Annotated in this window: 9 protein-coding genes; 6 read left to right on the top strand and 3 right to left on the bottom strand. The window is 72.1% G+C overall.

What is annotated here, in order from left to right; translation table 11 throughout:
• The first annotated feature begins 78 nt into the window (after window positions 1-78).
• The 6 genes from MKK65_RS02855 to MKK65_RS02830 all read left to right on the top strand — a co-directional run bounded on the left by MKK65_RS02855 (window position 79) and on the right by MKK65_RS02830 (window position 9,721).
• Window positions 79-1,398, top strand: coding sequence for an AmpG family muropeptide MFS transporter (locus tag MKK65_RS02855; protein ID WP_243955149.1), 1,320 nt, complete (start codon window positions 79-81; stop codon window positions 1,396-1,398).
• A 278-nt stretch (window positions 1,399-1,676) separates the two neighbouring features.
• Window positions 1,677-3,041 (top strand): tlde1 domain-containing protein, encoded by a 1,365-nt coding sequence (locus MKK65_RS02850; RefSeq protein ID WP_243955147.1) that lies wholly within the window; start codon window positions 1,677-1,679, stop codon window positions 3,039-3,041.
• Window positions 3,042-3,146: 105 nt separating this feature from the next.
• Complete coding sequence (locus MKK65_RS02845; RefSeq protein WP_058191030.1) at window positions 3,147-4,196, top strand: HpcH/HpaI aldolase/citrate lyase family protein; 1,050 nt, start codon at window positions 3,147-3,149, stop codon at window positions 4,194-4,196.
• A gap of 436 nt (window positions 4,197-4,632) precedes the next feature.
• Complete coding sequence (locus tag MKK65_RS02840) at window positions 4,633-4,992, top strand: hypothetical protein (protein ID WP_243955145.1); 360 nt, start codon at window positions 4,633-4,635, stop codon at window positions 4,990-4,992.
• A 135-nt stretch (window positions 4,993-5,127) separates the two neighbouring features.
• The gene (locus MKK65_RS02835; protein ID WP_243955143.1) at window positions 5,128-6,447 is read left to right on the top strand and encodes an efflux RND transporter periplasmic adaptor subunit; all 1,320 of its coding nucleotides are present in this window, start codon (window positions 5,128-5,130) and stop codon (window positions 6,445-6,447) included.
• A 10-nt stretch (window positions 6,448-6,457) separates the two neighbouring features.
• Window positions 6,458-9,721, top strand: coding sequence for an efflux RND transporter permease subunit (locus MKK65_RS02830; RefSeq protein WP_243955141.1), 3,264 nt, complete (start codon window positions 6,458-6,460; stop codon window positions 9,719-9,721).
• On the opposite strand, the gene MKK65_RS02825 is transcribed toward MKK65_RS02830, so the two are convergent.
• From MKK65_RS02825 to MKK65_RS02815, 3 genes are read right to left on the bottom strand one after another with little or no spacing between them, the layout of a single operon-like run.
• A complete protein-coding gene (locus tag MKK65_RS02825) occupies window positions 9,619-12,798 on the bottom strand; it encodes an efflux RND transporter permease subunit (RefSeq protein ID WP_243955139.1) in 3,180 nt (1,059 codons plus the stop codon). The two genes, MKK65_RS02830 and MKK65_RS02825, sit on opposite strands and share 103 nt — an antisense overlap.
• Window positions 12,795-14,228: an efflux RND transporter periplasmic adaptor subunit gene (locus tag MKK65_RS02820; protein WP_243955137.1), complete on the bottom strand. Its 1,434-nt coding sequence runs from the start codon at window positions 14,226-14,228 to the stop codon at window positions 12,795-12,797. Before MKK65_RS02820 ends, MKK65_RS02825 begins: the two co-directional genes overlap by 4 nt.
• Window positions 14,225-14,632 carry a FixH family protein gene (locus MKK65_RS02815; RefSeq protein ID WP_243955135.1) on the bottom strand — a complete coding sequence of 136 codons (408 nt, stop codon included), beginning with the start codon at window positions 14,630-14,632 and terminating at the stop codon, window positions 14,225-14,227. Before MKK65_RS02815 ends, MKK65_RS02820 begins: the two co-directional genes overlap by 4 nt.
• Window positions 14,633-14,686: the final 54 nt, after the last annotated feature.

Genomic DNA, 14,686 nt, shown 5'->3' with positions numbered 1-14,686 from the left:
ACCCGGGGGACGGTCGCGCGGTCGTTGCACACCCGGCCCATCTCTGCTCTCTCTTCCCGAGGCTCAGGAGACGCATAGATGGCAAACCCGGCGCAGGCCACCGGCGCGCCCGAGCCGGTGAAGGCCGCCACAGGCGCCTTCCTCACGCCCCTGTTCACCGACCGGCGCGTCGCCGCGGTGCTCGGGCTCGGCTTCGCCCAGGGCATCCCGTTCCTGCTCGTCTACGCGACGCAATCCGCCTGGCTCGTCCAGGCCAAGGTGCCGCTGGCGACGATCGGGCTGATGAGTGAGCTGACCATCGCGTACAAGCTCAAGTTCCTCTGGGCGCCGTTCCTCGACCGCTACGATGCGCCCCTGTTCGGGCGCTGGCTCGGGCGGCGGCGCGGCTGGATCGTGGCCTCGCAGATCCTGGTGGCGCTGGCGCTGGCCGGGGTGGCCTTCGGCGACCCGGCGAACTGGCTCGCCTGGACGGTGGCCTTCTCGCTGGCGCTCGGGGTGGCGGGCGCGACCCAGGACGTGGTGATCGACGGCTGGCGCATCACCGTCGCGCCGCCCGAGCGCCAGGCACTGATGTCGTCCTGGGCCGAGATCGGCTTCCGGATCGGCAACCTCGCGGCCGGGGCAGGCGCCCTCTACCTGTCCGATGCCTACGGCTGGCGCGTCGCCTACCTGTGCATGGCCGTGCTGCTCGCCCCCGGCACGATCGCGGCGCTGCTGGCCCCGGAGCCGCCCCCCGCGCCGCCGCAGGAGGGCGGTTTCGTCGGGACGGTCTGGGCGCCGATCCGCGACCTGCTCGCCCGCCTCGGGCCCCTGGCGGTGCCGGTCCTGGCGCTGGTGGCGGGCTTCCGGATGCCCGGCTACGTCTCGAACGCCATGGCGATCCCGCTGTTCAAGACGCTGGGCTACACCAACACCGACATCGCCACGGTGACCAAGCTGTTCGGCTTCTGGATCGCGCTGGGCGGCACCTTCCTGGCGAGCGCCATCATCCCGCGGATCGGCATGATGGCGAGCCTCCTGATCGGCACCGTGGTGGCCTCAGCGTCGCATCTCGCGCTCGCCTACCTCGCCTGGCACGGCGGCCATGGTGGGGCGGCGTTCTGGACCTTCGCGGTCACGGTCGGGATCGACGGCTTCGCCTACGCCTTCGCGTCGATCGTGCTCATCACCTACATGTCCCGGCTCGCGGCCACCGAGCACGCGGCCAGCCAATACGCCCTGCTGACCTCGCTCTGCGCCCTGCCGGGGAGCGTGCTCGCCGGGTTCTCGGGCTTCGTCATCGAGCAGACCGGGTTCGCGTGGTTCTTCGTCGGCACCGCCCTGATCGGCGTGCCGGTGGCCCTGCTGTGTCTCCTCGTGGCGCGCCGTCACGGGCCCATGGAGGCGCCGGCGGCCTGACGGGCGGCAGGCCGCTTTCCGCGGGCGTCAGTCTTCGGGAGGGCGGCGACCGATGTTCGGACCGATACTCTGGTGTTCCGCGCCGCTTCGACGGGTGTTCCATGTCGGCCCGCGCGAGGCATCCGGGTCTTTAGCCAAGATTAACCATGGCGATGCCTAATGGGCTGGACGGTTGATGTCCTCCCCAGACGGGCAACCCAGGCCACGTGCGCGGAAAAAGCCTCCGCGGGCGAACGGCGGCGGCTGCCAAGTGGGGAAGCGCGTACGCGAGTTCCCGCATGGCCCAGGTTGCGTATTCCCGACCCGCGTACCGCGACGCGGCCCCGATCCCGGCGCTTGCCCAGGCCTTTGCCCCGGCGCCGTACCCGCGCCTCGCCTACGAGACGCCCGACGCGCCCCCGACCCGGGCCCCCTACCCGAGCGCCATGCGGCGCGCCCGCCGTCGCGCCCGGCTGACGGCGCTGATCTCGCTGGCCACCCTGTCCATGGCCGGCTGGACCGTGCTGACCCTGCCGCACGGCCTGCCGATCACCCTGCCGACTTTCGGGAGCGAGCCCGCTCCGGTGGCCGAGGTGCAGCCCGTCCCCGAAGCCCGGCCCGCGCCGCGGCCGAGCATCGCCTGGATGCTCGATCCGAGCCCGGCTTTGGGCTCGGGCGCCGCCACGGCCTTCGGGGCGCCGCCCCCGGCCGCGTCCTTCCAGGTCGCAGTGGCCGAGCCGTCGCCGGCGGTCCGAGAGATCGCCCAGCGGGTCGCCCGCAAGGTGGTCCAGGCCAGGATGGCGTCGGTCGAGCCGGCCCTGGCTCCCGTCGTGCAGGCCCCCGTTGTACGAGCACCGATCGCGCAGGCTCCTGTCGTTCAGGCCGCTGCCATGCCCGCCAAGACAGCCGCGCCGGTCCGGATCGCCGCCGTAGAGCCGACGCCCGCGGCCCTCGCGCCGAGCGTCGTTCCGCTCCCGGTCGCCCGGCCGTCCGAGCTGCGGCGCCCGGCCGTGGCTCCGGCCCCTCGGGTCGCCACCCGCGCCCTGCCCCGCACCCGCGACGTGTTCCGCGCCGCCATGGCGGAGGAGCCGTCCTTCCTCGAGAAGCTGTTCGGCGTCGGCGCCGCCGCGCCCCGTTCCGAGCCGCGCCAGGCGCTGGCCTATGCCAGCCCGGACGCCCTGCCCCAGGAGGCCCCGCGCACCCGGATCAGCGCCGCCCCGGAATCGGTCGCCGGCACCGCCGTCTACGACATCAGCGCCCGGACCGTGACCCTGCCCTCCGGCGAGGTGCTGGAGGCCCATTCCGGTCTCGGCGAGGCCATGGACGATCCGCGCTACGTCCATCTGCGCATGCGCGGCTCGACGCCCCCCGCCACCTACGACCTGACCGAGCGCGAGCGCCTGTTCCACGGCGTGCGGGCGATCCGCCTCAACCCGGTGGGCGGCAGCGGCGCCATCCACGGCCGCGACGGCCTGCTCGCCCACACCTACATGCTGCGCCAGCCCGGCGCCTCGAACGGCTGCGTCTCGTTCCGCGACTACAACCGCTTCCTGCAGGCGTTCCTGCGGGGCGAGGTCCGGCGCCTCGTGGTGGTGGCCGGCAGCCGGGGCGACTTCTTTGGCGGCCGGGTCGGCATGGTCGACCGGCCGGGCCGGCGGGGCTGATCTGCGCCCAAAGTCGGAGGGGCGTTCGGCGCGGCACGGCTTTACGCGCCCGCCCAAGCCTGCCTTAACGGGGCCAGACGCCAAGCCCCGTACAAGAGGCCCATCATGAAACTGCCCCGCCGCTTCTTCCAGCCGCTGGCCACCGGCGCACCGGCCCCGTTCCGCGAGCTGCCGGTGCGGCTGGAGCGGATGATCCACTTCGTCCCGCCCCACAACGACAAGGTCCGCGCCCGGGTGCCCGAGCTCGCCGGCACCGTCGACGTGGTGCTGGGTAACCTGGAGGATGCGGTCCCCGCGGACCAGAAGGAGGCGGCCCGCAAGGGCTTCGTCGCCCTAGCGCAGGCGACCGATTTCGCCGCCACCGGCACCGGCCTCTGGACCCGGATCAACGCCCTCAACTCGCCCTGGATCTTGGACGACCTGTTCACCATCGTCGCCGAGGTCGGGGACAAGCTCGACGTCGTGATGGTGCCCAAGGTCGAGGGACCGTGGGACATCCACTACGTCGATCAGCTGCTCGCCCAGCTCGAGGCGCGCCACGGGGTGACCAAGCCGATCCTGATCCACGCGATCCTGGAGACCGCCGAGGGCGTGGCCAATGTCGACGCCATCGCGTCGGCCTCGCCGCGGATGCACGGCATGAGCCTCGGCCCGGCGGATCTCGCGGCGTCGCGCGGCATGAAGACCACCCGGGTCGGCGGCGGCCACCCGGATTACCGGGTGCTCAGCGATCCCGCGGGCGACGCCCCCCGGGCCACCGCCCAGCAGGACCTCTGGCACTACACCATCGCCAAGATGGTCGATGCCTGCATGGCCAACGGCCTCAAGGCGTTCTACGGCCCGTTCGGCGACTTTTCCGACGGCGATGCCTGCGAGGCGCAGTTCCGCAACGCCTTCCTGATGGGCTGCGCGGGCGCCTGGACGCTGCATCCGAGCCAGGTGGCGATCGCCAAGCGTGTCTTCGCCCCCGACCCCGCCGAGGTGGCCTTCGCGGCCCGCATCGTCGCGGCGATGCCCGACGGCACCGGCGCCGTGATGCTCGACGGCAAGATGCAGGACGACGCCACCTGGAAGCAGGCCAAGGTCATCGTGGACCTGGCCAAGCTGGTCGCCGCGAAGGATCCGGAACTGGCGGCGGTGTATCAGCTTGGGTAGCCCGCGGGCGATGGCGGGGCTTTGCCGCTCGTTTCGGAGAGGGACAATCGCCTGTGAAGGCCGCAACGTGCCCCCTCTCCCGTGCGGGCTAGCAGCTTCACAGATCGGCTTCGTTCTTTGACAGGCTTCTGAAACGCAACGCGTTTCCCCTCCCCACAAGGGGGAGGAGAGCGCGTCGTGCCACACCGAAGACGATGCGTGAACATCATAGCCCGTGCGGGCGAGGGGGCCTGCGCCGTGTTCGAACACGTGTGTATCCGCTAGCCCGCAGCGGGAGGAGGAAGACGCACGTGCCTTGCTGGGCCCGCGCTTTCTTCGAGCCTGGGGCCGATCCAAGACCTGTCGCCCTCCGTCGAGCCCCCAACCCCCGGTCGAGGGCGGCCCTGTTGAGGGCGGCCCTTGTGCGTCCGGGGCCGGATCGCCCATAAGAGCCGCGATGGAATCTCGGGTTCGGCATGGGCGCTCGGTGCGCGGCTGGTGGGCGATCGCCGCCCGCATGCTCGCGCTCGTCCTGGCGCTGTCGCTGGCCGGATCGGGCGTCAGCCTCGCATCGGACCTGGCGTTCCACGCGGGCGGCGAGCACGGCCGGAGCGTGGGGCCGTCCATCGCGGATGCCGGCGGCGCCGTCGATCCCGGCGTGACCGCACATCGCCATTGCGGTTGCCATCAGGTCGCGCCCCTGGAGACCGGACTTGTTGCCCCGCCGGCGGTGCCAGGCCGGCCCGTCACGGACCGCATCGCCCGCGCCCTGCCCTCCATCATCCCCGACCGACTGCCCCGGCCTCCCCGCGCCTGAGCTGACGCCGCCGCTCGTCGGCGCGCGTCCTGTCCGGGCGGCCTTGCAGGCGCCCGGCTCGCCCTCACGCGTCCTCTGAACGGGAGCCATCGGAGCCGCCGTGCGGCTGTCTGCGGTCCCGGCTGGGCAGGCCCCATGCGCATTCTCGTCTCCGCCCTCCTCCTGGCCGCCGGCATCGTCGTCGGCGCGACGGTTCCCACCCTGTCCGGCTTCGTCCGGGACAGCGTCGCGGCGATTGGCCTGGCCGGGCCCGCCGGCAAACCCGGCCCCGCACCGACCAGGCACGATCACGACCCGCCGCGGGCCGCGTCGTCCGAAGGACCCGGCGATCATGGCCCTGACGGTCACGGGCACGCGGAGCAGGCCGAGGCCGGCGTGATCCGGATGAGCCCGGAGCAGGTGGCGTCCCAGGACATCACGGTCGCGCCGGTGATGGGCGGGACCCTGGCGCGCCACCTCCTCGTCCCCGGCACGATCACCCCCGATACCGACCGGATCGCCCGGGTTCCCGCCCGGGTGGTCGGGACCGTCGCGGAGATGCGCAAGCGGCTGGGCGATTCCGTGCGGACGAACGAGGTCGTCGCCGTGCTCGACAGCCGCGAGGTCGCCGACGCCAAGAGCGAGTACCTCACCGCCCTGGTCCAGGTCGAACTCCAGACAATCAACTTCGAGCGCCAGCAGAAGCTGCTGGCCTCGCGGTCGGCCTCGGAATCGGCGTTCCAGAGCGCCCGCGCGGCGTTCCTGGAGGCTCAGCTGCGCGCCGACCTCGCCCGGCAGAAGCTGTCGGCGCTGGGGCTCGACGCCGCCGCGGTCGCGGCCGCGCAGAAGCGCGACGAGGCGACCCCGACGCTCTCGACCCTGCGCCGCTACGAGCTTCGGGCGCCGCTCGCCGGCCGCGTGGTCGAGCGCCGGGTCGATGTCGGCTCGGCGGTGGGCAAGGAGGGCGACCCGGCCGATGTCTATCTCGTGGCCGACCTCTCTACGGTCTGGATCGAGCTGTCGGTGCCGACCCTCGACCTCGCCCAGGTGCAGGAGGGGGCGCGGGTCACCGTCACCCCGAGCCGGGAGGGGGGCGATCGCCGCGCGGAGGGGCGGGTGATCTTCGTGAGCCCGTTCCTCAACCCGGAGACGCGCTCGGCCCGGGTCGTGGTCGCCCTGCCCAATGCCGACTTGGCTTGGCGGCCCGGTACCTTCGTGACTGCCGAACTCGAGATCGCCCGGGAGGATGTGCCGGTCCGGGTACCCAAGGCGGCCCTCCAAACCGTGGCGGGCACGCGGGTGGTCTTCGTGCGCAATCCCGATGGCTTCGCGATGCGCGCGGTCGAGCTCGGGCGCGCCGACGATGAATCCTACGCGGTCACCGCCGGGCTCGCGCCCGGCGAGGCCATCGCGGTGGGCAATACCTTCCTGCTGAAGGCCGAGCTCGGCAAGGCCGAAGCCGGCCACGACGATTGAGGGGCCGGACATGCTCAGCCGCATCCTCGACGTTTCGATCCGCCAGCGCTGGCTGGTCCTGCTCCTCGTGCTGCTGGCGGCGGGCTTCGGCGCCACGGCGCTGACCCGGCTGCCGATCGACGCGGTCCCGGACATCACCAACAACCAAGTCCAGATCAACACCCTCGCCCCGGCTTTGTCGCCGGTGGATATCGAGCGCCAGGTGACCTACCCGGTCGAGACCGCGCTCGCCGGCATCAAGGGCCTCGACCACACCCGCTCGCTCTCGCGCAACGGCTTCTCGCAGGTCACCGCGGTCTTCGACGAGGGGCTCGACATCTACTTCGCCCGCCAGCAGGTCGCCGAGCGACTGTCCCAGGTGAAGGGGGACCTGCCGCCCGGGGCCGAGCCGCATATGGGCCCGATCTCGACCGGCTTGGGCGAGATCTACATTTGGTCGGTCCATTACGCGAAGCCCGGCGAACGGGATGTGGCGGCCGCGGGCCGGCCGGGCTGGCAGCCGGACGGCAGCTACCTGACCCCGGAGAGCCAGCGCCTCGCCACCGCGCTGGAGCAGAACGCCTATCTGCGCACGGTCCAGGACTGGATCATCCGGCCCCAGATCCGGACCGTGCCGGGGGTGGCCGGCGTCGACGGCATCGGCGGCTACGAGAAGCAGTACCACGTCCAGCCGGACCCGACGAAGCTGACCGCCCTCGACCTGTCCTTCGCGGACGTCGTCCGGGCGCTCGAGGCCAACAACGCCAACCAGGGCGCCCGCTACCTCGAGGATAACGGCGAGGGCTACGTCGTGCGCGCCGCCGGCCGCCTGGAGAGCCTGGAGGCGATCGCCGACGTGGTGGTCGCCACCCGCGGCGGCGTGCCGGTGCGGGTCCGGGACGTCGCCGCCCTGCGGTTCGGGCGTGAATTGCGCACCGGCTCGGGCAGCAAGGACGGCCGGGAGGCCGTGATCGGCACTGCGCTGATGCGGATCGGCGAGAACAGCCGCACCGTTGCCGCCGCGGTCGACGCGCGCATGGTCCAGATCCGCCGCACGCTGCCCCCCGGGATCGTGGTGCAGACGGTGCTGGACCGGACAATCCTGGTCGAGGCCACGATCCGCACGGTGGCAGGGAACCTCGCCGAGGGCGCGGCCCTGGTGATCGCGGTCCTGTTCCTGCTGCTCGGCAACGTCCGGGCCGCCCTGGTCGCGGCCCTGGTGATCCCGGTCGCCATGCTGATGACCGTCACCGGCATGGTCGAGGCAAAAATCTCGGCCAACCTGATGAGCCTTGGCGCCCTGGATTTCGGGCTGATCGTCGACGGGGCGGTGATCATCACCGAGAATGCCCTTCGCCACCTCGCCGAGCGCCAGCACGCGCTGGGGCGCCGGCTCGACCTGGAGGAGCGCCTCGAGACGGTCCGGGCCTCGGCCGAGGAGATGATCCGTCCGTCCCTCTACGGGCAGGCGATCATCATCCTGGTCTACGCGCCGCTCCTGACCTTCACGGGGGTCGAGGGCAAGATGTTCGAGCCGATGGCACTGACCGTGATCCTTGCGATGGCCTGCGCGTTCCTGCTGTCGCTGACCTTCGTACCGGCCCTGATCGCCATCGTGATCACCGGCCGGGTCACCGAGGCCGACAACCCGCTGATCCGGGGCCTGAAGGCCGCCTACCGGCCGCTGCTCGCCGGGGCGATCCGGGCGCCGGCGCCGTTCCTCGGGGCGGCCCTGCTGCTGCTCGCCGGGGCGGCGCTCCTGTCCACCCGGCTCGGCACCGAGTTCATCCCCCGCCTCGACGAGAAGAGCATCGCGCTCAACGCCAGCCGGATCCCCTCGACCTCCCTGACCCAGTCGCAGGCGATGCAGCTCAAGGTCGAGCAGGTCGTTGCGGCCTTCCCGCAGGTGGCTACGGTCTTCTCGAAGACCGGCACCGCCGAGATCGCCTCCGACCCGATGCCGCCGAGCGCCTCGGACACCTTCGTGATCCTGAAGCCGCAGGCGGAGTGGCCCGATCCCACGCTCACCAAGGCGGCCCTGCAGGAGCAGATCGAGGCGGCGGTCGGGGCGCTCGCCGGCAACGTCTACGAATTCTCCCAGCCGATCCAGCTGCGCTTCAACGAGCTGCTGGCCGGGACCCGGGGTGACCTCGCCGTCAAGGTGTTCGGCGACGCCTTCGAGCCGATGCTGAAGACCGCCAACCAGATCGCCGCGATCCTGCGCGGCATCGACGGCGCCGACGACGTCAAGGTCGAGCAGATCGCCGGGCTGCCGTTCTTCGAGATCGGGATCGACCGGACCGAGGCGGCGCGGCTGGGCCTGAGCACGAGCGCGATCCAAGAGGTGATCGGCGCCGCGATCGGCGGCCGGGACGCCGGCTACGTGTTCGAGGGCGACCGGCGCTTCCCGATCGTGGTGCGCCTGACCGACGCCGTCCGGGAGGACCGCGAGGCCCTGGAGAACCTGCCCGTCCCCCTGCCCCCGGGGCCGAACGGCAAGGTCGCCTCCGTGCTCCTGCGGCAGGTCGCCAGCTTCTCGGTGACCGAGGGGCCGAACCAGATCTCGCGGGAGAACGGCCGGCGGCGCGTCGTCGTCACCGCCAATGTCCGTGGCCGGGATATCGGCTCGCTGGTGGCGGAGGCGCAGACGAAGGTCGGCGAGCAGGTCGCGCTGCCGGCCGGCTCCTCCGTGACCTGGGGCGGCCAGTTCGAGAACCTCGCCTCGGCCCGGCGGCGCCTGACCCTTGTGGTGCCGGCCTGCTTCGTCCTGATCTTCCTGCTGCTGACCTCGGCGCTGGCCAGCGCCCGCGACGCGCTGCTGGTGTTCTCCGCCGTGCCCCTGGCACTCACAGGCGGGATCGCGGCGCTGTGGCTGCGGGGTATGCCGCTGTCGGTGCCGGCCGCCGTCGGGTTCATTGCGCTCTCGGGCGTGGCGGTGCTGAACGGCCTGGTGATGCTGACCTTCATCAAGCAGCTGGTCGCCCAGGGCCGGCCCCTGCGGGCGGCGATCCTGAAGGGGGCCCTGACCCGGCTGCGGCCGGTGGCCATGACGGCACTCGTCGCCTCGCTGGGCTTCGTCCCGATGGCGCTCGCCACCGGTACGGGCGCGGAGGTACAGCGGCCGCTGGCCACGGTGGTGATCGGCGGCCTGATCAGCGCGACCCTGCTGACCCTGGTGGTCCTGCCGGCCCTCTACGCCTGGTTCGGAAGGGCCGAGCGGGCCGCGGCCCCGTCCGGGGCAGAGCCCGGCAGGTCGGCCTCCGCCGGCAGCCCCCTGCCTTTGATCAGGCCGTAGACCGCCGGGATCACGATCAGGGTCAGCAGCGTCGAGGAGGCCATGCCGCCGATCATCGGCACGGCGATCCGCTGCATCACCTCGGAGCCCGCGCCGGTGCTCCACAGGATCGGCACCAGGCCGGCCATGATCGCCACCACGGTCATCATCTTCGGGCGGACCCGCTCCACCGCCCCGACCATGATGGCGGCGCGCAGGTCCTCCCGTGTGAAGGGCCGCCCTTCCCGCGCGGCCGCCGCGCGCCGCTCGGTGAGCGCCTGGTCGAGATAGACCAGCATCAGGATCCCGGTCTCGGCCGCGACGCCGGCGAGCGCGATGAAGCCCACCGCCACGGCAACCGACAGGTGGAAGCCCATCGCCCACATCAGCCAGACGCCGCCGACAAGCGCGAAGGGCAGCGACAGCAGCACGATCAACGTCTCGGTCACCCGGCGGAACACCAGGTAGAGCAGCAGCACGATCACCATCAGGGTCGCCGGCACGACGATCCGCAGCCGCGCCTCGGCCCGCTCCAGGGCCTCGAACTGGCCGCTCCATTGCAGCGTCATGCCCTCCGGCAGCGGCACCGCGCGGGCCACCACGTCCCGCGCCTCTCCGACGTAGCCGCCGAGGTCGCGCCCGGCGATGTCGACGTAGAGGTAGAGGGCGAGCCGCCCGTTCTCGGTGCGGATCGATGTCGGCCCGCGCGCGAGCTGGGTCGACGCGACCGCCCCGAGCGGCACGGTCCCGCCAGCGGGCAGCGCCACCTGGACGTCGTTGGCGATGGCCTGCGGGTCGGAGCGGAGGGCGCGCGGGTAGCGGACAGCGACACCGTAGCGCTCGCGTCCCTCCACGGTGGTGGTGACGGTGGCCGCGCCGAGCGCCGTGGCGACCACGTCCTGGACGTCGCCGACGCTGAGCCCGTAGCGGCCGAGCGCCTCCCGGTCCGGGGTGATGTCGAGGAACGTGCCGCCCACGACCCGCTCGGCATAGGCGCTCGTCGTGCCCGGGACCGTGCGGAGCGCCGCCTCCACCGCCCGGGCGACCGTTTCCATCGCCGAGAGATCGGTGCCGAACAGCTTGATCCCCACGGGGGTGCGGATGCCGGTGGCGAGCATGTCGATCCGGGCGCGGATCGGCTGGGTCCAGGCGTTGGACACGCCGGGAAACTGCAACGCCTCGTCCATCTCGGCCCGCAGGCTCGCGAGCGTCACCCCAGGCCGCCACGCCTCCGGGGCTTTGAGCCGAATGATCGTCTCGAACATCTCCAGCGGTGCCGGATCGGTCGCGGTGCCGGCGCGGCCCGCCTTGCCGTAGACCGAGGCGACCTCCGGAAACGTCTTGATGATCCGGTCCTGGGTCGCCAGCAGCTCCGCCGCCTTGGTGACGGAGAGGCCCGGCAGGGTGGTGGGCATGTAGAGCAGCGTGCCCTCGTTGAGCTCGGGCATGAATTCCGAGCCGAGCTGGCGCGCCGGCCAGAGCGTGGCGGCGAGCACCCCGAGAGCCAGGAGGAGCGTCAGGATCCGGGCCCGCAGCACCGCGGCGATCAGCGGCCGGTAGGCTCCGACCAGGAGGCGGTTCACCGGGTTGCGGTGCTCCGGCACGATCCGGCCGCGCACGAACAGGATCATCAGCGCCGGCACCAGGGTCACCGACAGGAGCGCGGCGGCGGCCATCGCGAAGGTCTTGGTGAAGGCGAGCGGCCCGAACAGCCGGCCCTCCTGGCTCTCCAGGGTGAAGATCGACAGGAACGAGACCGTGATCACCAGCAGGGACAGGAACAGAGACGGCCCGACCTCGGCGGCGGCCTCGACCAGGATCTCGGCCCGGGGGCGGTCGGGGCGCGCGCGCTCCAGGTGCTTGTGGGCGTTCTCGATCATCACGATGGCGGCGTCGATCATCGCCCCGACCGCGATGGCGATGCCGCCCAGACTCATGATGTCGGCGCTCAGCCCCAGGGCGCGCATGGCCGAAAACGCCATCAGGATCGCGACCGGCAGCATCAGGATCGCCACCAGCGCGCTGCGCAGGTGCAGCAGGAACACCACGCAGACCAGCGCGACGATGGCGCATTCCTCGACCAGGGTGTGGGTCAGCGTCGCGATGGCGGCGTCGATGAGCTGCGACCGGTCGTAGACCGGCACGATCTCGGTCCCGGCCGGCAGGCTCTTGGCGATCTCGGCCAAACGATCCTTGACGCTGGCGATGACGGCGCGGGCATTCGCCCCGAAGCGCTGCACCACGATGCCGCCGGCGACCTCGCCCTCGCCGTCGAGCTCGGCGATCCCCCGCCGCTCGTCGGGTCCGATCTCCACCCGGGCGACGTCGCGCACCCGCACCGGTGTGCCGTTGTCGCTCTTGAGCACGACGGCGCCGATATCCTGGGTGCCCTTGAGATAGCCCCGGCCGCGCACCACCACCTCGAACTCGGACAGCTCGATCGTGCGGCCGCCGATCTCGGCGTTGCTCGCCCGGATGGCGTCGCGCAGGCGGTTCAGGCCGATGCCCTGCGCCCGCAGGCGGTTCGGATCGACCACCACGCTGTACTGCTTCACGAAGCCGCCCACCGGGGCGACCTCCGCCACCCCCTCCCCGCGGGAGGCCGCGAACCGGACCACCCAATCCTGCAGGGACCGGAGTTCGGCGAGCGTCCGCTGCCGGGCCAGGATCACGTATTGGTAGACCCAGCCGATGCCGGTAGCGTCGGGCCCGAGCGTCGGGGTCACCCCGGCGGGCAGGCGGCTGGCCGGGCCGTTGAGGGATTCGAGCACCCGCGAGCGCGCCCAGTACGGGTCGGTGCCGTCCGCGAAGATGATCGTGACGAACGAGACTCCGAACATCGAGATCCCGCGCACCACCTTGGAGCGCGGCACCGTCAGCATGGCGGTGGTCAGCGGGTAGGTGACCTGATCCTCCACCACCTGCGGCGCCTGGCCCGGATACTCGGTGTAGACGATGGTCTGCACGTCCGAGAGGTCCGGGATGGCATCGAGCGGGAGGGTGCGCAGGGCCTGGATGCCCCCCGCCACCGCGAAGACGGTGCCGATCAGGACGAGCACACGGTTGCGCGCCGACCAGGCGATCAGCCGGGCGATCATCGCCCTCCCTCCCCTGCAGCCGGCGGGGCGGCGAGGCTGGCCAGGGCGGCCTTCAGGTTGCTCTCGGCGTCGATCAGAAAATTCGCCGCGGTGACGACCCGCTCGCCGACCCGGAGGCCCGCGCGGATCTCGACATAGCCGTCGCCGCGCCGCCCGATCTCCACCGCCCGGGGCGCGAACCGGCCCTCCCCGGCCTCGATCAGCACCGCCTGGCGCGATCCGGTCTCCAGCACCGCCGCCTCCGGCACCGCCACCACCGGCTCGGTGGCGCCCGTGGCGATCTCCACATCCGCGTACATGTCGGGCAGAAGCAGCCCGTCCGGGTTCGGCAATGCGATCCGGATGCGGGTCGAACGTGTCTCCCGATTCACCTGCGGGTAGATCATGCCGACCTGGCCCGAAACGGTCCGGCCGGGCACCCGCACGATGGCGGCCTGGCCGACGCGGATGCCCGCGAGGTCGTGCTCGGGCACGTCGGCCAGCACCCAGACCTGCGACAGGTCGGCGATCCGGAACAGGGTGTCGCCGGCTGCGGCCTTCATGCCCTCGATGGCCCGCCGTTCGAGCACCAGCCCGTCGCGGGGCGAGGCCCAGGTGATTGCCCGGGGCACCGTGCGGGTGCGCTCCATCTCGGCGATCACCGACTCGGAGACGTTGAGGTTCCGGATCCGCCGGTGGGCGCCGTCGAAGCCCGGATTGGCGATCAGCTGCGCGGCGGCGGCGTTGATCTCCGGCGCGTAGACCGAGACCAGGGGCTGCCCCTGCCGGACCCGGTCGCCGGTGGTGACGTCCTCGACATGGTCGACATAGGCGTCGGCCCGGGTCGCCACCACGGTGACCCGGCGCTCGTCCAGCGCCACGGTGCCGGGTACCCGGACCGGCCGCGACACGACCCGTCGCTCGACCACGGCGCTGCGCACGCCGGTGCGCTGGATCCGGCCCGGCGAGACCGTGACGGTGGTCGGGTCCGGATCGTCGCCGTCATAGACGGGGATGTAGTCCATCCCCATCGCGTCCGTCTTGGGCACTGGCGAGGTGTCGGGCAGGCCCATCGGGTTGCGGTAGTAGCGCACCGTCCGGCCGGGCTTCTCGGGGCCGCCGCCCGCCCCCGGCCCGGCCCGCCCCGAACCGTCCTCGGCGGCGGGCCGGTCGAAGCGCAGGTCCTCGCTGGCCTGGACGGCCCGGAACAGGCGCCCATCCTCGGTCATCATCGGTGACAGGGAGTAGACCGGCTTGCCGTCCGGGTCCTGGTAATAGACCACCGGCCCCGCAGGCTTCGGCGCGGCAGCCGGAGCCTGTGAGGCGAAGCCCGCCCAGGCGCGGGCGACGGACAGGGGCGTTGCGCCATCGCGCACGCGCCCCGCCCCATAGCCGGTGCCCCCCGCCGCCAGGGCGGCGAGGGTCCCGGCCAGCCAGGCCGCGCGGCTCACGGTACGGCCCGGACGACGAGCTTATCGCTCACCGTGCCGGTCTCGCCCTGGACCTTGGCCCCAAGCGACAGCCGCCAGCCGCCCGCCATGGTAAGCTGGGTCTTGAACCGGTAGAGGCCGGGCTCCGTGGACGGGAGCTGCGCCAGGGTCGAGGTCATCTCGTCCATGCTGTCGGGGGCCATGTCGATGCGCTTGGCGAAGATCACCGCGTCGGTGACGGGCTCGCCGCTGCGCGTGTCGACCAGGCGGACCGTCAGGACTGCCTCGCCGACCTTGGCCTCCCGGGTAACGAGCTCGAACCGGTAATCCGCCGGGGCGGCCCGCGCCGGTGCGGACAGGGCGACGCCGACGAGCAAGGCCGCGCAGGCGCGCGCCCAGAATTGGGCAACAGAGTGAAAAATCACAAAAATCTCCTGAACCGCGATGGCCAGCCGCACGGGCGTGCGGCCTCACGCGGG

The sequence above is a fragment of the Methylobacterium sp. J-001 genome (assembly GCF_022829565.1).
GTDB lineage: Bacteria > Pseudomonadota > Alphaproteobacteria > Rhizobiales > Beijerinckiaceae > Methylobacterium.
The sequence above is the reverse complement of the archived record's forward strand: the minus strand, read 5'-3'. Positions and strand labels throughout refer to the sequence as shown.

Bases quoted from the DNA above. Each gene is read 5' to 3' on its own strand.
- MKK65_RS02855 (WP_243955149.1), top strand. From the start codon at position 79: ATGGCAAACCCGGCGCAGGCCACCGGCGCGCCCGAGCCGGTGAAGGCC.
- MKK65_RS02850 (WP_243955147.1), top strand. From the start codon at position 1,677: ATGGCCCAGGTTGCGTATTCCCGACCCGCGTACCGCGACGCGGCCCCG.
- MKK65_RS02845 (WP_058191030.1), top strand. From the start codon at position 3,147: ATGAAACTGCCCCGCCGCTTCTTCCAGCCGCTGGCCACCGGCGCACCG.
- MKK65_RS02840 (WP_243955145.1), top strand. From the start codon at position 4,633: ATGGAATCTCGGGTTCGGCATGGGCGCTCGGTGCGCGGCTGGTGGGCG.
- MKK65_RS02835 (WP_243955143.1), top strand. From the start codon at position 5,128: ATGCGCATTCTCGTCTCCGCCCTCCTCCTGGCCGCCGGCATCGTCGTC.
- MKK65_RS02830 (WP_243955141.1), top strand. From the start codon at position 6,458: ATGCTCAGCCGCATCCTCGACGTTTCGATCCGCCAGCGCTGGCTGGTC.
- MKK65_RS02825 (WP_243955139.1), bottom strand. From the start codon at position 12,798: ATGATCGCCCGGCTGATCGCCTGGTCGGCGCGCAACCGTGTGCTCGTC.